This is a genomic window from Pseudomonas sp. B21-051, from assembly GCF_024748795.1.
Taxonomy (GTDB): Bacteria; Pseudomonadota; Gammaproteobacteria; order Pseudomonadales; family Pseudomonadaceae; genus Aquipseudomonas; species Aquipseudomonas putida_A.
The window spans coordinates 5,821,743-5,838,935 of sequence record NZ_CP087166.1 but is presented as its reverse complement, the minus strand read 5'-3'; the positions used below and the strand labels follow the sequence as shown (position 1 = coordinate 5,838,935).

The window sequence follows — 17,193 nt, the reverse complement described above, 5'->3', positions numbered from 1 at the left end:
TTAAACCTGGTTCAGACGTTCGGCGATAAAAGTGACCAGTTGGCGAGCGATCTTGCTCTTACTGGTCTGGGCGAAAACAGTGGCGTGAAGCTCGCGGTCGATCACGCTGCAGGCGTTTTCTTCGCTGTTGAAACCGATGCTCGGGTTGGCGACGTCGTTGGCGACGATCAGGTCGAGATTCTTGTCTTTCAGCTTGCGTGCAGCGTAGTCGAGCAGGTGTTCGGTTTCGGCGGCGAAGCCGACACTGAACGGACGGTCGGGGCGGGTCGCGATGGTGGCCAGGATGTCCGGGTTGCGCACCATTTGCAGGACGAAGCCGTCGCCGCTTGTAGGGTCTTTCTTGAGTTTTTGCGGGGCAACGACTTCCGGACGGTAGTCCGCCACCGCTGCCGAGGCGATGAACACATCACACGGGATGGCCGATTCGCAGGCCGCTAGCATGTCGCGGGCACTGACCACGTCGATGCGCGTGACGCGATCCGGCGTCGGCAGGTGCACCGGGCCGCTGATCAGGGTCACGCGGGCGCCGGCTTCCACCGCGGCTTCAGCCAGAGCGAAGCCCATTTTTCCGGAGCTGTGGTTGGTGATGTAGCGCACCGGATCGATGTTTTCCTGAGTCGGGCCGGCGGTGATCACCACGTGCCTGCCGGTCAGTGCCTGACGCTGGAAGCAGTCCGCCGCGCACTGCGCCAGATCGGTGGCTTCCATCATCCGGCCCATGCCGACGTCGCCGCAGGCCTGGCTGCCAGAGGCCGGGCCGAAGGTCTTCAGGCCACGGCTTTCAAGGAGTTGCAGGTTGGCCTGGGTCGCCGGGTCGCGCCACATGGCCTGGTTCATCGCCGGCGCGACCGCCACAACAGCGTCGGTGGCCAGCACCAGAGTGGTCAGCAAATCGTTGGCGATGCCTTGGGCCAGACGCGCAATCAGGTCGGCAGTGGCTGGGGCGATCAGAACCAGATCGGCCCATTTGGCCAGCTCGATGTGGCCCATGGCAGCTTCGGCGGCCGGGTCGAGCAAGTCGAGGTGAACCGGGTGTCCGGACAGCGCTTGCATGGTCAGCGGGGTGATGAATTCGGCGCCGCCATGGGTCATGACCACGCGCACTTCGGCGCCCTGGTCGATCAGGCGACGAACCAGATCGGCGCTCTTGTAGGCCGCAATGCCGCCGCCGACGCCCAGAACGATGCGTTTCCGATACAGCCGCTGCATAGGTCTGCCTTTACATTTCGTGGGTGACATACGTGGCGAAACCCCCTCCCCAGGGTGAATTCGCCCGCAAAAAAGATGGGCTACGATATCACAGCGACCGCTACGGAACAGCGGCGCCCACAGACAAGGAAGGTGTATGAGTATTCGCGATTGGCCTGCGGCGGAGCGGCCGCGGGAGAAGCTGCTTGAACAGGGATCGGGAAGCCTTTCCGATGCTGAATTGCTGGCGATTTTTCTTCGAACCGGGGTCACGGGAAAAAGCGCGGTCGATCTGGCGCGACACCTGTTGACGCAATTCGGCAGCCTGCGCGCGTTGCTGGAGGCCGATCTTGCGGCGTTCAGCGGACAGTTGGGGTTGGGGCCTGCGAAATTCGCGCAGTTGCAGGCGGTGCTGGAAATGGGGCGGCGACATCTGGCCGAGCGCATGCGTAAAAAACCGGCGCTGGAGAATCCGCAGGCAGTTCGGGACTATCTGAAATCCATGCTGCGCCATGAGCCACACGAGGTGTTTGGCTGTCTGTTTCTCGATTCCAAGCATCAGGTGCTGACGTTCGAGGCGCTGTTTCGCGGCTCGATCGACAATACCAGCGTGCATCCCCGGGAAGTGGTGAAGCGCTCATTGGCCAACAACGCGGCGGCGGTGATTCTTTGCCACAACCACCCGTCGGGGAACAGCGATCCGAGCCAGGCGGATCGACAACTGACCAAGCGTTTGCAGAAGGCTCTGGACCTGATTGATGTGCGGGTGCTGGATCACTTCATCATTGGCGACGGCGAGCCGCTGTCGATGGCGGAGTGCGGCTGGATGTAGCCGGCCTATCCCCTGTAGGAGCTGCCGAAGGCTGCGATCTTTTGATCTGAAAAACAAAATCAAAAGATCGCAGCCTTCGGCAGCTCCTACAGGGGGAGTGTGTTGCGGCGGGTTATTTGAGGTTGACCTTCGAGTAGTCCTGCCGCCCGAACGGGCTAACCGAATAACCCTGCACATCCTTGCGCGTCAGCGCATAGGCGGTCGGGTGTGCCAGCGGCAACCACAGCGCCTGCTGCTGAATCTGCGCCTGCGCCTGTTCGTACAGTTTGGTGCGTACGCCTTGCTCGCTGGTGGTCTTGCCGGCGCTGATCAGCTTGTCCAGGTCGGCATTGCAGTAGCGGGCGAAGTTGGTGCCGGACTTGACCGCCGCGCAGGAAAACTGCGGCGTGAGGAAGTTGTCCGGATCGCCGTTGTCGCCGGCCCAGCCCATGAACAGCAGGTCATGCTCGCCAGCCTTGGCGCGGCGGATCAGTTCGCCCCACTCGATCACGCGGATTTCCGCCTGAATACCGATTTCCGCCAGGTCCGACTGCAGCAACTGCGCGCCCAGACTCGGGTTCGGGTTGAGCAGGCTGCCGGACGGGCGCGTCCAGATGGTGGTCTGGAAGCCGTCCTTGAGTCCAGCCTTGGCCAGCAACGCCTTGGCTTTGGCCACGTCGTGCGGGTAGCCCGGCAGGTTCTTCGCGTAGCTCCAGGTGTTCGGCGGGTAAGGGCCGTTGGCCGGTTCGGCGGTGTCTTCGAACACGGCTTTGACGTAGTTGGCCTTGTCGAAGGCGAGGTTGATCGCCTGGCGCACTTCCGGCTTGTCCAGCGGTGGGTGCTGGCTGTTGATGCCGACGAAAGCGGTCATGAACGCGTCAGTCTTTTCCACTTTCAGCGTTGGCTCTTCCTGCGCAGCCTTCACGTCCAGCGGTTTTGGCGACAGAGCGATCTGGCACTCGTTGCGCCGCAGCTTTTGCAGGCGCACGTTGGCATCCGGGGTGATGGCGAAGATCAGCGGATCGACCGCCGGCTTGCCACCGAAGTAGTCCGGGTTGGCCTTGTAGCGCACCGAGGCGTCTTTCTGGAAGCGCGTGAACACGAACGGACCGGTGCCGATCGGCTGGCTGTTGAGCTTGTCGGTGGCGTCGGCCTTGAGCAGCTTGTCCGCATATTCGGCGGAATAGATGGAGGCGAAGCCCATGCTCAGAGTCGCGAGGAACGTCGAGTCCGGGTGATCGAGGGTAAAGCGCACGGTCAGCGGGTCGAGTGCGTCGATTTTCTTGATCAGCGCCGGCAACTGCATGGACTGGGCGTGCGGGAAGCCGCTTTGCGCCACTTTGTGCCATGGGTTGGCCGGATCGAGCATGCGGTCGAAGCTGAATTTGACGTCTTCAGCGCTCAGGGTGCGGGTCGGTTTGAAATAGTCAGTGCTGTGAAACTTCACCTGCGGGTGCAGCTTGAACACATAAGTCAGGCCGTCGGTGCTGACTTCCCAGCTGTCGGCCAGGCTCGGCACGACTTTGCCGCTGGCGGTGTCGAAGTCCACCAGGCGATTCATCAGCACGTCGGCCGAGGCATTAGTGGTGGTCAGCGAGTTATATTGCACCACGTCGAACCCTTCAGGGCTGGCCTCGGTGCACACACTCAAGGCGGCAGCCTGGGCCAGGGGGCTCAGCAGAAGCGGGGCGAGCAACAGGGGTAGGGCAGCGAGGCGCATGGTCGGCTTCCTTTACAGATCGAAGGCCATCTGCAGGTGCAGTCTGGAAAAGGGTTACCCTAGAGGGCTGGATTGCAAATGACTATCCCCTTTTTGCATTTTTCGGGCCGGGGCAGTGACGTTTTTCAGACCGCGGTGCACGAGGAAAAGTCGGAAACGTCTGTTGGAGCGGTTTTCTGCGACGAGTGGTCGAAACTCGCCTCAGCCTTTATCCAAAGCGTCTGCAGGCGGAAAAAGCGCCTTTTTAGCGGTTGATTGCACATCCATTGTTGTTGCACCCCGGTCTTTCTGGTATAAAGCAGCGCTCTTTTCTAGGGGCCCGGTTCCTTCACTGTAGGTGTAGCCGGTAAGACCTCTAAAGAAACGCGGCGCCTGGCGCCAAATGACTGAGAGATTAAGCGGCCAACCCATGCCGGGTTGGGCATGTGGTTTTAGAGGGCTGAGGCATGTCGAGAGTATGTCAAGTTACCGGTAAGGGTCCGGTAACCGGGAATAACATTTCCCACGCAAACAACAAAACCCGTCGTCGTTTCCTGCCGAACCTGCAGCATCACCGCTTCTGGGTTGAAGAAGAGAAACGTTTTGTGCGTCTGCGCGTATCTGCCAAAGGCATGCGCATCATCGACAAGCGTGGCATCAGTGTCGTGCTCGCCGAACTTCGCCGCGATGGCAAGATTTAAGGGAGCTAATCATGCGTGAATTGATTCGTTTGATCTCGAGCGCCGGTACTGGTCACTTCTACACTACCGACAAGAACAAGCGTACTACTCCGGACAAAATCGAGATCAAGAAATATGATCCGGTTGTTCGCAAGCACGTGATCTACAAGGAAGGCAAAATCAAGTAATTGATTTTTCCCGACTTACAAAAAAGGCCCGTATCGTGAGATGCGGGCCTTTTTTGTTGCCTTGAGTTTTGTGCTGACTGTTGCGACGCTTTCGCGAGCAGGCTCGCTCCCACAATGGAATGCGGTCGAATGTGGGAGCGAGCCTGCTCGCGAAGGGGCCGGTAATATCGGCGAAAGACTCAAACCTTCTGTTCAAAGATCACATAGATCTTGCGGCAAGCCTCCAGCACCTCCCATGTGCCACGGAAACCGGCCGGAATCACAAAGCGGTCGCCAACACGCAAGGTCTTGGCATTGCCATCGCTGTCGCGCAGCACCGAAACCCCCTGCAGGATTTCGCAGTATTCGTGCTCGGTGTAGTTCACTGTCCATTGCCCGACCGCGCCTTCCCACACGCCAACACCCATTTGCCCACAAGGGCTGTCGTACTGGTTGAACACCGCTTGCTCGGGATCGCCCTTGAGCACTTTGGCCGGGTCCGGGCGATAGCGTTCGGCTTCGCTGCTGGTCAGGCTGATATCGACGACGTTCTGGATGTTCATTGTTGTTTTCTCCCGTGATGACGGCGCGGTGACTTGAAAGGGCCAAAGTCTATGTTTATTAAAATGAACACCGCAAGGGCGTATGGCGCGCTTATGTCAAATATATTGAAACAACCCCGGCCGCTGGTTTAGGGTGGCGGGTGCCTTGGGCCGAAAAGCAGGCTGGCCGGGCAGCATTCCTGAAGACGTCCGCGAAGAACGCGGCGCTCTATTCAACAAGAGGAGGACACTCGAATGACCACCCTGACTCGTGCCGATTGGGAACAACGTGCTCGCGACCTGAAGATCGAAGGCCGCGCCTACCTCAACGGCGAATACACCGACGCCGTCTCCGGCGAGACCTTCGAGTGCATCAGCCCGGTCGATGGCCGTCTGCTGGGCAAGATCGCCAGCTGTGATGCCGCCGACGCCCAGCGCGCCGTGGAAAACGCCCGCGCCACCTTCAATTCCGGCGTCTGGTCGCGCCTGGCGCCGACCAAACGCAAAGCCACCATGATTCGTTTCGCCAGCCTGCTCAAGCAGCACGCTGAAGAACTGGCGCTGCTCGAAACCCTCGACATGGGCAAACCGATCAGCGACTCGCTGTACATCGATGTCCCGGGCGCGGCGCAAGCGCTGAGCTGGAGCGGTGAGGCGATCGACAAGATCTACGACGAAGTCGCCGCCACGCCGCACGATCAACTGGGTCTGGTGACCCGCGAGCCGGTGGGCGTTGTCGGCGCCATCGTGCCGTGGAACTTTCCGCTGATGATGGCCTGCTGGAAACTCGGCCCGGCGCTGTCGACCGGTAACTCGGTGATCCTCAAACCGTCGGAAAAATCCCCGCTGACCGCCATCCGCATCGCTGCGCTGGCCGTTGAGGCCGGCATTCCGAAAGGCGTGCTCAACGTGCTGCCGGGCTACGGCCACACCGTCGGCAAGGCGCTGGCGCTGCACAATGACGTCGACACGCTGGTGTTCACCGGTTCGACCAAGATCGCCAAGCAGCTGATGATCTACTCCGGCGAATCGAACATGAAGCGCGTGTGGCTGGAAGCCGGCGGCAAGAGTCCGAACATCGTCTTCGCCGATGCGCCGGATCTGCAAGCCGCTGCCGAATCCGCCGCCAGCGCCATCGCCTTCAACCAGGGCGAAGTCTGCACCGCCGGTTCGCGCCTATTGGTCGAGCGTTCGATCAAGGACAAATTCCTGCCGATGGTGATCGAGGCGCTGAAAACCTGGAAGCCGGGCAACCCGCTGGACCCGGCGACCAACGTCGGTGCGCTGGTCGATACCCAGCAGATGAACACCGTGCTGTCGTACATCGAATCCGGTCACAGCGACGGCGCCAAACTGGTGGCGGGCGGCAAGCGCATCCTTCAGGAAACCGGTGGCACTTACGTCGAGCCGACGATTTTCGACGGCGTGAGCAACGCGATGAAGATCGCTCAGGAAGAGATTTTCGGCCCGGTGCTGTCGGTCATCGCCTTCGATACCGCCGAAGAAGCGATCCAGATCGCCAACGACACGCCGTATGGCCTGGCCGCGGCGGTATGGACTCAGGATATTTCCAAGGCGCACCTGACTGCCAAAGCACTGCGCGCCGGCAGCGTGTGGGTCAACCAGTACGACGGCGGCGACATGACCGCACCGTTCGGCGGCTTCAAGCAGTCGGGCAACGGTCGCGACAAGTCGCTGCACGCGTTCGACAAGTACACCGAGCTGAAGGCGACGTGGATCAAGCTGTAAGCCGTTAGGAGGGTCTGTTCGCAAGAGCAGACCCTCCAGACGAGGCAGATCCCTGTGGGAGCGAGCCTGCTCGCGAAAGCGGTGTATCAGTCAGCCCATGTGCTGAATGTGCAGCCGCATTCGCGAGCAGGCTCGCTCCCACATTTGTTTGATGTGGCCTTTAAAAATAATTATCCACAGGAGCGTGGAACATGCGTTGGGCGACGTATTTCGCCGTGTTGGCGTCTGTCTTGAGTGTCGGTCTGGCCCTGGGGGTCAGCATGCCGCTGGTGTCGTTGCGTCTGGAGGGCTGGGGTTACGGTTCTTTTGCCATCGGCGTGATGGCGGCGATGCCGGCCATTGGCGTGTTGCTGGGCGCGAAGATTTCCAGTCATCTGGCGGCACGTTTCGGCACCGCCAACCTCATGCGCCTGTGCCTGTGGGCCGGGGCGTTGTCGATCGGCTTGCTCGCGCTGTTGCCGAGTTATCCGGTGTGGCTGGTGCTGCGCCTGATGATCGGGGTGATCCTGACCATCGTGTTCATCCTTGGCGAAAGCTGGATCAATCAACTGGTCGTCGAACACTGGCGCGGTCGTCTGGTCGCTCTGTATGGCAGCAGCTATGCGCTGAGCCAACTGTCTGGTCCGCTGCTGCTGGGTGCGCTAGGCACTGAGCATGATTATGGTTTCTGGGTCGGTGTCGGGCTGCTGACAGTCTCGCCATTGCTGTTGATGGGCCGCAGCGGTGCGCCGAGCAGTGAAGCCAGCAGTGTGACGTTCAGTGATCTTTGGGGTTTTGCCCGGGAGCTGCCGGCGATTGCCTGGGCGGTGTCACTGTTCGCCGCGTTCGAAGCGATGATCCTCACGCTGTTGCCGGTGTATTGCCTGCAACAGGGCTTCACCGCCGAGATTGCGCTGGCGATGGTCAGCACGGTGGTGGTCGGCGACGCACTGTTGCAACTGCCGATCGGCGCGCTGGCGGATTACCTGTCGCGGCGCACGTTGTTCGCCGGTTGCGCAGTGATCCTGATGCTGTCGAGTCTGGCGATTCCGCTGTTGATCGACACGCTGCTGATCTGGCCGTTGTGGGTGTTGTTCGGCGCCAGTGCCGGTGGCCTGTTCACCTTGTCACTGATTCTGATCGGCGAGCGTTATCGCGACGATGCGCTGGTGCGGGCCAATGCGCACATTGCGCAGCTGTGGGGTGTCGGCTGTCTGATCGGGCCGTTGCTGGCGGGGGCGGGCAGTCAGTGGATCAGCGGGCATGCGTTGCCGTTGTTGATGGCGGCGGGGGCGTTTGGATTGGTGATTCTGCTGATGCGTCAGGGGGCATTCGGGACGGTGCAGACGGCTTAAGGTCAAAAGATCGCAGCCTGCGGTGTAGTGGTTCAGTTTTATTAAACCACTCCGTAGGAGTATTAGGCCGCCTGCTGCTCAAATAGCGCAGGCGGCAATTGGTTCGAGGCAGAGTGGCAACGACGATGGTTGTAGTGATGAACAAAATCCATCACATCCTTCTCCGCTTCGAAATGGTTTTGGTAGCCGTTTTCCGGCATCCAATCGTGTTTCAACGTCCTGAAATAGCGCTCAACAACTGCGTTATCCCAGCAGTTCCCTCGACGACTCATGCTCTGAACGATCCGGTTTTCTGCCAAGCAGCCAACAAATCGATCAGCGGTGTACTGGCAGCCTTGGTCTGAGTGAAATAGCAACGCAGGCATCGGACGGCGTAGTGACACTGCTAACTTTAGCGCCCTTGCAGACAGCTCAGCATCGGCAGTTCGGGAACAGGCCCACCCCACAATTCTGCGTGAAAACAGATCCATCACCACCGCCAGATAAAGCCAGCTATTTCCGACTCGGATGTAGGTAATGTCACCGGCCCAAAGTGTGTCTGGCTGGGTCGGATTAAAACGCCGATCAAGTATGTTCGGTGCAACAATCGCTGGTTTCGTAGCGCGTCGATAGTGGGCATAACACGGTCTGCGTCGGTGTAGGCCAAAGGTGTTGATCAGCGTGCGCATTCGACAGCGCCCAATAAAAATCCCCTCTTTTCTTAGCTCTCTGGAAAACCCACGAGTACCTAACGCCTCACGATGTTCTTTATGCATCGCACGAAGTTTACGCCTCAGCAAGCGCAGTTCAGGCTTCAGGCGCTTGGGTTTACGCTTGGTGTAATAGCTGCTTCGGGCAACACCAAGCACTGAGCACATGCGCCGAATCGACATTGCACCTCGAACGCCATCAATCACTTGGTTCGACCGAACAGAACCTTTAGATGAGAGGGCAATTGCTTTTTTAGCACTTGGTTCTCGGCTTCAAGCAGTGCCAGCTTTGCCTGGAGCGATTCGATCAGTTCCTGATCCTGCAATCGCGGTGGCTGCGACATGCCTTCCTGCTCTCGACGCCAGCGCGAAACCCAGCGACGCAGGGCCGTAGGGCCCACATTAGTAGCTTCACAGGCTTTAGGGATGGAGTAATTCATCTCCACGACCAAGCGAATGGCTTCTGCTTTTTCCTCTGACGTGACAACCCGATATCCCATGATGCTTCCTTAAATCGACGCTCCTACATCATGGTCTAAAAAAATTCGACCACAACACGGCAGCTCCTACACTGGAATGCGGTTTCCCTGTAGGAGCTGCCGCAGGCTGCGATCTTTTGCTTTTTTAAAGCATCCGCTCAAGACCGACAGTGGTGCTGAACCATGCATTGAAGCGCCGCCACCAACTCCCCGGTTCCTTGCTCAGCGTGTGCATCTGACCATTGTCCTCGGTCACCCAGACAATCTTGCCATCCTGCAGTTTCGCCTGATAGCTCAGGGCCGGCGCCATGCCTTGCAGCGCCAGTTCGCGCACGTGTTCGGCCAGTTCCGGGCTGTCCACCAGAACCCCGACTTCGGTGTTCCACAGCACCGAGCGCGGATCGAAGTTGAACGAGCCGATGAATGCTTTCTGCCGATCAAAAATCATCGCCTTGCTGTGCAGGCTGGAATCCGAACCACGGAAAGACTTGCTGTAGAACAGGTGTGGGCCGCTGCCGTAGTTATCCCCAGGCTGACGGCGCAGTTCATACAGTTTCACCCCGTGCTCCAGCAGCGCTTTGCGATACGGCGCATAACCGCCGTGCACCGCTGGCACATCGGTGGCTTCCAGCGAATTGGTCAGCAGGCTCACCGAGACCCCGGCGTCGGCGCGCCCGGTCAGGTACACCAGCCCCGGCTGGCCGGGCACGAAGTATGCCGAGATCATGATCAGCTCTTTGCTGACGCCGCGCAGTTCCGGCGCCAGTTGCGTGGTCAGCAGCAATTGCGGGTTCGGTTCGTCCTTGGCCAGCACTTTGCTCGGCGCATCCCACAGCGCCTGGTTCCAGGCCCAGATCAGTTCCTTGCGCCAGATGTCCATGCGTGGCGCGGTCTTGAACGTCATCAACTGTTGATACAGCGCGTGATTCTGTTTACGGGTTTCATCCAGCGACTCTTCCAGGCGCGTGCGGGTGTTCTGCAGGTCTTTGGCGCTTGGTTGACTGGAGAGGAATTCGTCGATCGGCTTGCTCAGCGCGCTGTTCCAGTACTGGTCGAAACTGTGCCCGAGCTGCTCGGCCACCGGGCCGACGCTGAGCATGTCGATGTCGGTGAAATTCAGGTTCGGCTCGGCATCGAAATATTCGTCGCCCAGATTGCGTCCGCCAACGATGGCCACGCTGTTGTCCGCCAGGAACAGTTTGTTGTGCATGCGCCGGTGTTGCAGCGACAGGTTGAACAGGCGTCCGGCGGCGCGGGTCACGCCGGTGCTGCGACCCAGGTGCAGCGGATTGAACAGGCGGATCTGGATCTTTGGATGCGCCGCCAGCGTGGCGATGATCGTGTCGAGGCCGTCGCTGGTGGTGTCGTCGAGCAGGATGCGTACGCGCACGCCACGGTCGGCGGCCTTGAGCAGTTCCTCCACCAGCATCCGCGTGCTGACGCCGTCATGGACGATGTAGTACTGCAAGTCGAGGCTGGTTTGTGCATTGCGAATCAGCTCGGCGCGAGCGGTGAACGCCTCGGTGCTGTTGGACAGCAAGCGGAATCCGGAACGCCCCTGATAGGGCGCGGCCTGAGCCTGGATCGAGCGGCCGAATGCGCCGACGGCCGGCAACGCCTGGCTGGGCTCGCGTGGCACATCGAGGTTTGCGCAACCACTGGCCAACGAACACAACACACAGACAGCGAGCAATTTTTTTCCGGGTCGCACGTTGCTTTCTCGGCTGGAGGCTGGGGGGCGGAGTATGGCATGCAGAGGATTTCCAGGGCCGCTTACATGCGGACCCTCGCCACACTGGGTAAACAATTAGTCGTTCGAAAGTAGGAATGAGTTCGCATGTTGTTTTGGACTATTTGCTTTGTCGTTTTTTCTGCTGTTGATTGGTGCCGATTCCTACATACGGAGCCTACAAAAAACGAAATCATCGCCCCGGTGTTCACGGCTTGTGAAAACGATGCACTGAACAACTGCCATTTATAAACAGCCAAACAGGTAGGGACAGATGAAAAAATCAACATGGATGGCGGCCGTTGCGGCTGCAGTGATACCCACGCTGGCCGTCGCCGAAAGCGTGGACCTGAGCGTGATCGGAACCATTATTCCGACTTCGTGCATCCCCGCATTTGCCGGTGGCGGCACAGTAGATTTGCGCAAGATATCGGCAGCCAGACTCAACAAGACCACGCAGACGCTGCTACCGACTCACGATATTTCGCTGCACATCAATTGCGATGCGCCGGCACCCGTTGAGGTATCGGTCAGAGACAATCGCGCAGCCACCAAATTGCCGGGCATCAACGATGGCGCCGGTAACAGCGATCCGGCTTTGTTCTACGGCCTTGGTGAAATCAACGGCATCCGTATCGGCGGATTTGCGCTGCGTCACGGTCTTCCGGAAGCCGACGGTGCCCCGCAGACTCTGATGACACGCACTCTGGCAGCACCGGCGTGGCAACTGCCTGCTGCGCCGCTGGTGAGCAATGCGCCGGCGCTCTACTCATGGGGTTCCGGCGTGGCAGCTGGCCCGGTCGCGGCGCGTCACCACGGGTTTCCGATGCGCCTGTTGCCGATCATCGGCCCGAGCAACGCGCTGCCGATCACCAGCGAGATTCCGCTCGATGGCTCGGTGACCTTCGACATGTACTACCTCTGATCGTCAGAACCCGGCCGTTGCCGGGTTCCTTCTCGCTCATTCGGCGCGCCCTTTGAAGGGGCGTTGCAACTCCCAGCGGAACAATACCGATGCCGATTTCGATCTGTCGCCCTGTCTTCAGGGCGCTGCCACTGTGCCTGCTCGCCCTGATTTTGATGCCTGTCGCCCACGCTGCGGGCATGGTGCCGCAAACCCCGGTGCTGGTGGTGGATGAGGGAGTGGGTGAAGCAACCATGAACGTACGAAATACCGAAACGCGTCCGGCCCTGTTGTACACCACAGTCGAAAATATCGAGCCGCATGATCAATCGCTGTTGGTGTTCACCCCGCCGATTGCCCGTGTCGAGGCCGGGGCAGTGCAGCAGGTGCGGTTCATTTTGCAGAACGCCGAACCGTTGCAGACCGAGCGTCTGAAGCGGGTGATCTTTGAGGGGATAAATCCGGCGTCAGGCGCGGACGGCGCTCGGGTCAATCTGGGGGTGCGGCAAAATCTGCCAGTGATTCTGCGGCCCGCCGGCCTGCCGGTCGAGCGCGAGCCATGGAAGCACCTGAGCTGGTCGGCCACGGTTGAAGGCTTGGTGGTCAGTAACTCCAGTCCCTACGTAGTGCGCCTGGCCAAAGCCATTGTTCCGCAGCCTGGCGTGCAAATGGTGGATCTGCCGCGTACCTGGATCCTGCCTGGGGAGCGCCTGTCTGTCGGGTTGCCGTTGAGCTCGACGGTGCGGACCATGGCGGTACGGATTTTTCCGGCCACCACCTATGGCTTCGCGGTCGATCACTTCGATGCCCCGGTAACGCACTGATGCACAGGTGTGCCCGTCAGGGACTGGCACTGTTGATGGCGAATGCGGTTGGTATGGCGATGGCCGGCGAAGTGGTGGAGTTCGATGCGCAAATGCTGCGCGAACGCGGACTCGACCCCGCACTGGCTGCGTATTTCCGCCAGGCGCCACGTTTTTCCCAAGGCACATGGCTGGTCGCGCTTGAGGTCAATGGGCAGCCCAAGGGGCGGGTGTTTGTGACATTTGATGCAGAGGGCGAGCCGTGCCTGCAACCGGCCTTGCTCAAGGCCGCCGGAGTGCGCTCGCAAGCGGCTGCGGTGTCTGCGCAGCGGCAGCAGTGCCTGACGCTGCGCGAGGGCCTGCCGGCGGCAACCGTTGCACTGCATCCCGGCAAGGAACAGATCGACTTGCTGGTGCCGACCGATCTGCTGGCGTTACCGGAATTACAATCGCGCAGCTTCGCCAATGGCGGTGTGGGCGGCGTGTTCAACTACGATGCGTTGGTCATGGGCAGCCAGTATGAAGGGCAGCGTAGCGACTTTCGCAGTGTGGGTTCGGAGATTGGCTTGAATGTCGGCAACTGGGTTTTGCGCAGTCGCCAGTCCTATACGCAACTGCCTGACAGCACACGCCTCGAGCATCTGTATGCCTATGGCACGCGCACTCTGGAAGCTTACGAAGCCAACGTACAGATTGGCCAGTTGAACTTGCAGTCGCCATTGTTCGCCGGCGAATCGTTCAACGGTGTGCAGATTCTGCCGGAAGATGCGTTCGCGCAAATGCGCGCGGCACAGGAGGGCGCACGTGGCGAGGTCGAGGGCATTGCCTGGTCGCCATCACGAATCGAAGTCCGGCAGAACGGCGTGCTGATCTACACCACGCTGGTTCCCGGTGGGCCGTTTACCTTGCGCGCGCTGCCGTTGTTGAGCAACCGGCTCGACCTTGAGGTCAGCGTGCACGAGCAGGAAGGGCAGGTGCGGCGTTTTCGCGTTCCCGCAGCCAGTCTTCAGGACTCTCCATTCGACCGGGCGGACGGCTTCAATCTGGCGCTGGGCACTGTGCGACGCCAAGGTTCGGATGATCGTCAGGCGCCGTCGTTCGCCACCCTTGGCCGGGAATGGAGTCTGTCGCGAGCGTTGCGCGTGAGCGGCGGGATCCTCGGTGGTGCGGACTATCTGTCGGCAGGTTGGGGGCTACAGCGTCAATGGCCGGGCGATATAACCAGCGGTGTACGCCAGGTGTTGTCCAGCGACCGAGATGCAGGCATTGCAGGGCATCAGTTGCAAATGACGGTCAGTGCCGTGTTGTCGCCGAACCTGTCCGCCAGCGTGGTTGCCGTGCGCCGTGGTCAGGGCTTTCGTACCCTGTCGGACACGGGCTGGAACCAGCAGCGGGGACGCGTCGAAGCCTCCGGGCGCGAGCACTGGACGTTTGCCCTCAACGGCTCTGTCGAGCGCTGGGGGGCATTCGGCATGACCTGGTCGCGCTACACCAGCGTGGACGAGCCGCCCAACATGCGCCTGGGATTGTCGTGGTCGCAGACGCTACCCGCGCGGATCAGCCTGTCGTTGAGTCTTGAGCGGGGCATCGGCGATGCCGATGTGTATCGCCGGGGCACCTCTGCTTATCTGACGGTCGGGATGCCATTGGATGAGCAGCGCAGGGCCCGTAGCTATCTGCGCAGCGATCCGCGATCCGGGGTGCGCAGTGGCGTGTCGATGAGTGAAGTGCTCAGTGAAACCCTGGCCTATAGCGCCAGCGCCGAACACCGTGAAGCCGCGGCGCCATCCCTGGGTTTGCGGGTCAACGCACTGGCGCCTTACACCCATGTGGATCTGGGGCTGAGCCAGCGAGCCGGGGCAAGCGAATTCGACCTGGGGCTGCGCGGCGGCATGGCGCTGCATCGCGACGGTGTCACGCTGTCGCCGTACCCGCTGCGCGAGACGTTTGCCGTGCTCAAGGCCGGCGATAGAGCGGGTCTGAAGCTGTACACGCCGCAAGGTCCGGTGTGGACGGACGATTCAGGCCGGGCAATTGCGGCGAGTCTGCCGCCCTATGCGACAGCCAGGCTGGAGGTCGACCCGTTGAGCCTGCCACGCAATGTGGAGGTGCTCGACGGTTATCAGGAAGTGGAGGCCGGGCGCGGCTCGGTTCAGCATCTGGATTTCTCCATTACCCGCGTGCGGCGTGTGCTGTTGAAGGCCAGGACGCTTGATCGGCAATGGCTGTCCAGTGGCCTCGCAGTACAGGATGAGCACGGCGCATACGTGACCACGGTGCTTGAGGCCGGGACGATCTTTCTACCGGACATCAAACCCGGGCAGTCGCTGCGGGTGCAACTGTCGGATAACGCGCACTGCGACCTGCAATTCAATCTGGCTGAATCGCCGGACGAGCAAGCATTGATCGAGCCCGTCGACGCGCTCTGTCAGCCTTTGAACCTTACATGACCGAGTTATTGCGCATGCATCAATGGATTATCCTGATGACACTGGCATCGTTGGCATCAACCTCGGTCATGGCCAGCGAGGCCTGTCAGATGACCCTCTCACCGAGCGCTGTGGACTATGGCGTTACGACGCGGGCGGAGCTGCTCGCCCGGCCATCGGGCAATGACGGCAGTTTTGGTGTGCGCACGGTTCATCTACGGATTCAATGTCCGGCTGCGCGCGCGATCAGGTGGTCCTTTGCTGCCCCGAGCAGCGATGCGCTGCATTACCGCTGGGCACCGGGACGGTTGCAGATACGCATTGTGGCGGCGCGTCTGGATGGCGCGCCGGTGCAATGGCGGCGCGATGAGAGCGACGCGGGCGCGGCAGGTCTCTTGCAGCCTGGCGATCGCATCACCGCATGGCGCGCAGGCAGTATCGCCGCCGGTCGTCATCTGGCAGTGGAGCTGGAAATCGAGGCTCGCGTCAGTGATGCCTCAAGCCGTGTCGCCGACCTTCAGCGGTTTGAGGGGCAGGGCACCTTTCAGCTCGAATGATCAGGCTTCAGCCAGCAGTTTGATCGCTGCTGCGCCGACCTTGCGCACCGCTTCTTCGATCTGCGGTGTCGGTTTGGCCGCGTAATTCATCCGCAGACAATTGCGGTACTTGCCCGAGGCGGAAAAGATGCTGCCGACGGCAATCTGTACGCCCTGATCGTGTAACGCGCGATTGAGTTTCAGCGTATCGAAACCCTCCGGCAATTCGATCCACAGCATGAAGCTGCCCTGTGGGCGGCTGGCGCGGGTGCCGGCCGGGAAATAACGGGTAACCCAATCGATCATGACGTCGCGATTGCGCTGATATTGAGTGCGCATCCGCCGCAAATGCGGTTCGAAGTACCCACCCTTGAGAAATTCGGCAATGGCAATTTGCGGCTGCGGTGCGGTGGAACCGGTGCTGATGTATTTCATGTGCAGCACCCGCTCCAGATACCGTCCCGGCGCGACCCAACCGATGCGCAGCCCCGGCGCCAGGGTCTTGGAAAACGAACTGCACAGCAATACGCGGCCATCTTCGTCGAAGGATTTGATCGTGCGCGGACGCGGGTAGGTGTAGGCCAGTTCGCCATACACATCGTCCTCGATGATCGCCACATCGTAGCGCTGCGCGAGGTTGAGCAGGGCGCGTTTACGCGACTCCGGCATGATGTAGCCGAGCGGGTTGTTGCAGTTGGGGGTGATCTGGATGACCTTGATCGGCCACTGCTCCAATGCCAGTTCCAGCGCTTCGAGGCTGATGCCGGTCAGCGGATCGGTGGGGATTTCCAGAGCTTTCATGCCCAGCCCTTTGAGCGTCTGCATGGCGCCGTGAAAGCTTGGCGAATCCACCGCGACGATGTCGCCCGGCTCGCAGATCGCGTGGATGCTGGTCGACAGCGCTTCGTGGCAACCGGTGGTGATCACCAGGTCGCTGGCGCTCAACTGGCAGCCGGAATCGAGCATCAGCCGGGCGATCTGTTCGCGCAGTTCGAGGGTGCCGTGGATGTTGTCGTAATACAGACCGGGCATGTCCTGCCGACGGCTGATCCGCGCCAGTCCGCGCAGCAGCGGTTTCATCGTTGGCGTGGTCACGTCGGGCATCCCGCGACCCAGTTGCACCACGTCCTTGCGCGGCACCGCGCGAATCAGCTCCAGCACCTGATCCCACTGCGAAATCTCCACCGGCCGCTGCGCCGGACGCCCGACCACAGGCAGCTCCGGCAACTCGCGGCCCACCGGCACGAAGTAGCCGGACTTGGGCTTCGGTGTCGCCAGGCCGCTGTCTTCGAGCATGCGATAGGCCTGTTGCACCGTGCTCAGGCTGACCCCGTGTTCTACGCTCAAGGCGCGCACCGAAGGCAGGCGATCGCCAGGACGGTAGAAGCCTTGTTCGATGCGGGTGCCGAGCAGTTCGGCGAGGTTCACATACAGGGTCATGGCACTGCCTCGAT

16 protein-coding genes are annotated in these 17,193 nt (G+C 60.6%); 9 read left to right on the top strand and 7 right to left on the bottom strand.

Annotated elements, in window-relative coordinates:
* Entirely contained in the window at positions 1 to 1,209 is a 1,209-nt protein-coding gene (coaBC, locus tag LOY52_RS26400; RefSeq protein ID WP_258677277.1) for a bifunctional phosphopantothenoylcysteine decarboxylase/phosphopantothenate--cysteine ligase CoaBC, read from the bottom strand.
* 136 nt (positions 1,210 to 1,345) lie between these two features.
* On the opposite strand from coaBC, the gene radC reads away from it, so the two are divergent.
* On the top strand, positions 1,346 to 2,020 hold the full coding sequence (gene radC / locus LOY52_RS26395) for a RadC family protein (RefSeq protein WP_098966267.1): 675 nt from the start codon (positions 1,346 to 1,348) through the stop codon (positions 2,018 to 2,020).
* A gap of 112 nt (positions 2,021 to 2,132) precedes the next feature.
* On the opposite strand, the gene LOY52_RS26390 is transcribed toward radC, so the two are convergent.
* Complete coding sequence (locus tag LOY52_RS26390; protein WP_096796086.1) at positions 2,133 to 3,719, bottom strand: ABC transporter substrate-binding protein; 1,587 nt, start codon at positions 3,717 to 3,719, stop codon at positions 2,133 to 2,135.
* Between the two features lie 446 nt (positions 3,720 to 4,165).
* Here LOY52_RS26390 and rpmB point away from each other — a divergent pair, with 446 nt between their 5' ends.
* Together rpmB and rpmG are read left to right on the top strand one after the other, a co-directional pair.
* The gene (rpmB, locus tag LOY52_RS26385; protein ID WP_003229474.1) at positions 4,166 to 4,399 is read left to right on the top strand and encodes a 50S ribosomal protein L28; all 234 of its coding nucleotides are present in this window, start codon (positions 4,166 to 4,168) and stop codon (positions 4,397 to 4,399) included.
* Positions 4,400 to 4,410: 11 nt separating this feature from the next.
* Positions 4,411 to 4,566 (top strand): 50S ribosomal protein L33, encoded by a 156-nt coding sequence (gene rpmG / locus LOY52_RS26380; RefSeq protein ID WP_003177274.1) that lies wholly within the window; start codon positions 4,411 to 4,413, stop codon positions 4,564 to 4,566.
* A gap of 179 nt (positions 4,567 to 4,745) precedes the next feature.
* On the opposite strand, the gene LOY52_RS26375 is transcribed toward rpmG, so the two are convergent.
* A complete protein-coding gene (locus tag LOY52_RS26375) occupies positions 4,746 to 5,108 on the bottom strand; it encodes a cupin domain-containing protein (RefSeq protein ID WP_258677275.1) in 363 nt (120 codons plus the stop codon).
* Between the two features lie 234 nt (positions 5,109 to 5,342).
* On the opposite strand from LOY52_RS26375, the gene LOY52_RS26370 reads away from it, so the two are divergent.
* Both LOY52_RS26370 and LOY52_RS26365 read left to right on the top strand, forming a co-directional pair.
* Positions 5,343 to 6,836 carry an aldehyde dehydrogenase gene (locus tag LOY52_RS26370; protein WP_007962373.1) on the top strand — a complete coding sequence of 498 codons (1,494 nt, stop codon included), beginning with the start codon at positions 5,343 to 5,345 and terminating at the stop codon, positions 6,834 to 6,836.
* A 191-nt stretch (positions 6,837 to 7,027) separates the two neighbouring features.
* A complete protein-coding gene (locus LOY52_RS26365; protein ID WP_258677273.1) occupies positions 7,028 to 8,170 on the top strand; it encodes an MFS transporter in 1,143 nt (380 codons plus the stop codon).
* Between the two features lie 62 nt (positions 8,171 to 8,232).
* On the opposite strand, the gene LOY52_RS26360 is transcribed toward LOY52_RS26365, so the two are convergent.
* From LOY52_RS26360 to LOY52_RS26350, 3 genes are all read right to left on the bottom strand, one after another.
* Positions 8,233 to 9,042 carry an IS3 family transposase gene (locus tag LOY52_RS26360; RefSeq protein ID WP_258677271.1) on the bottom strand — a complete coding sequence of 270 codons (810 nt, stop codon included), beginning with the start codon at positions 9,040 to 9,042 and terminating at the stop codon, positions 8,233 to 8,235.
* A gap of 20 nt (positions 9,043 to 9,062) precedes the next feature.
* The gene (locus tag LOY52_RS26355) at positions 9,063 to 9,359 is read right to left on the bottom strand and encodes a transposase (RefSeq protein ID WP_258675765.1); all 297 of its coding nucleotides are present in this window, start codon (positions 9,357 to 9,359) and stop codon (positions 9,063 to 9,065) included.
* 124 nt (positions 9,360 to 9,483) lie between these two features.
* A complete protein-coding gene (locus LOY52_RS26350; protein WP_408980414.1) occupies positions 9,484 to 11,031 on the bottom strand; it encodes a phospholipase D family protein in 1,548 nt (515 codons plus the stop codon).
* 310 nt (positions 11,032 to 11,341) lie between these two features.
* Here LOY52_RS26350 and LOY52_RS26345 point away from each other — a divergent pair, with 310 nt between their 5' ends.
* The 4 genes from LOY52_RS26345 (at position 11,342) to LOY52_RS26330 (ending at position 15,760) form a co-directional block, all read left to right on the top strand.
* Positions 11,342 to 11,992, top strand: a complete 651-nt coding sequence (locus tag LOY52_RS26345; RefSeq protein WP_258677266.1) for a DUF1120 domain-containing protein — start codon at positions 11,342 to 11,344, stop codon at positions 11,990 to 11,992.
* A gap of 89 nt (positions 11,993 to 12,081) precedes the next feature.
* Positions 12,082 to 12,795, top strand: a complete 714-nt coding sequence (locus LOY52_RS26340; RefSeq protein WP_258677264.1) for a fimbria/pilus chaperone family protein — start codon at positions 12,082 to 12,084, stop codon at positions 12,793 to 12,795.
* Entirely contained in the window at positions 12,795 to 15,224 is a 2,430-nt protein-coding gene (locus LOY52_RS26335; RefSeq protein WP_258677262.1) for a fimbria/pilus outer membrane usher protein, read from the top strand. The genes LOY52_RS26340 and LOY52_RS26335 overlap by 1 nt, the downstream gene beginning before the upstream one ends.
* Positions 15,221 to 15,760 carry a hypothetical protein gene (locus LOY52_RS26330; RefSeq protein WP_258677260.1) on the top strand — a complete coding sequence of 180 codons (540 nt, stop codon included), beginning with the start codon at positions 15,221 to 15,223 and terminating at the stop codon, positions 15,758 to 15,760. Before LOY52_RS26335 ends, LOY52_RS26330 begins: the two co-directional genes overlap by 4 nt.
* On the opposite strand, the gene LOY52_RS26325 is transcribed toward LOY52_RS26330, so the two are convergent.
* Positions 15,761 to 17,179: a PLP-dependent aminotransferase family protein gene (locus LOY52_RS26325; RefSeq protein WP_258677258.1), complete on the bottom strand. Its 1,419-nt coding sequence runs from the start codon at positions 17,177 to 17,179 to the stop codon at positions 15,761 to 15,763.
* Between the last annotated feature and the right edge of the window lie 14 nt (positions 17,180 to 17,193).

What these genes read in the sequence shown, in the direction of transcription:
- LOY52_RS26345 (WP_258677266.1), top strand. Translation starts at nt 11,342, where the DNA reads ATGAAAAAATCAACATGGATGGCGGCCGTTGCGGCTGCAGTGATACCC.
- LOY52_RS26355 (WP_258675765.1), bottom strand. Translation starts at nt 9,359, where the DNA reads ATGGGATATCGGGTTGTCACGTCAGAGGAAAAAGCAGAAGCCATTCGC.
- LOY52_RS26335 (WP_258677262.1), top strand. Translation starts at nt 12,795, where the DNA reads ATGCACAGGTGTGCCCGTCAGGGACTGGCACTGTTGATGGCGAATGCG.
- LOY52_RS26390 (WP_096796086.1), bottom strand. Translation starts at nt 3,719, where the DNA reads ATGCGCCTCGCTGCCCTACCCCTGTTGCTCGCCCCGCTTCTGCTGAGC.
- LOY52_RS26375 (WP_258677275.1), bottom strand. Translation starts at nt 5,108, where the DNA reads ATGAACATCCAGAACGTCGTCGATATCAGCCTGACCAGCAGCGAAGCC.
- LOY52_RS26370 (WP_007962373.1), top strand. Translation starts at nt 5,343, where the DNA reads ATGACCACCCTGACTCGTGCCGATTGGGAACAACGTGCTCGCGACCTG.
- LOY52_RS26330 (WP_258677260.1), top strand. Translation starts at nt 15,221, where the DNA reads ATGACCGAGTTATTGCGCATGCATCAATGGATTATCCTGATGACACTG.
- rpmG (WP_003177274.1), top strand. Translation starts at nt 4,411, where the DNA reads ATGCGTGAATTGATTCGTTTGATCTCGAGCGCCGGTACTGGTCACTTC.
- LOY52_RS26340 (WP_258677264.1), top strand. Translation starts at nt 12,082, where the DNA reads ATGCCGATTTCGATCTGTCGCCCTGTCTTCAGGGCGCTGCCACTGTGC.
- coaBC (WP_258677277.1), bottom strand. Translation starts at nt 1,209, where the DNA reads ATGCAGCGGCTGTATCGGAAACGCATCGTTCTGGGCGTCGGCGGCGGC.
- LOY52_RS26360 (WP_258677271.1), bottom strand. Translation starts at nt 9,042, where the DNA reads ATGTCGATTCGGCGCATGTGCTCAGTGCTTGGTGTTGCCCGAAGCAGC.
- LOY52_RS26365 (WP_258677273.1), top strand. Translation starts at nt 7,028, where the DNA reads ATGCGTTGGGCGACGTATTTCGCCGTGTTGGCGTCTGTCTTGAGTGTC.
- LOY52_RS26325 (WP_258677258.1), bottom strand. Translation starts at nt 17,179, where the DNA reads ATGACCCTGTATGTGAACCTCGCCGAACTGCTCGGCACCCGCATCGAA.
- radC (WP_098966267.1), top strand. Translation starts at nt 1,346, where the DNA reads ATGAGTATTCGCGATTGGCCTGCGGCGGAGCGGCCGCGGGAGAAGCTG.
- rpmB (WP_003229474.1), top strand. Translation starts at nt 4,166, where the DNA reads ATGTCGAGAGTATGTCAAGTTACCGGTAAGGGTCCGGTAACCGGGAAT.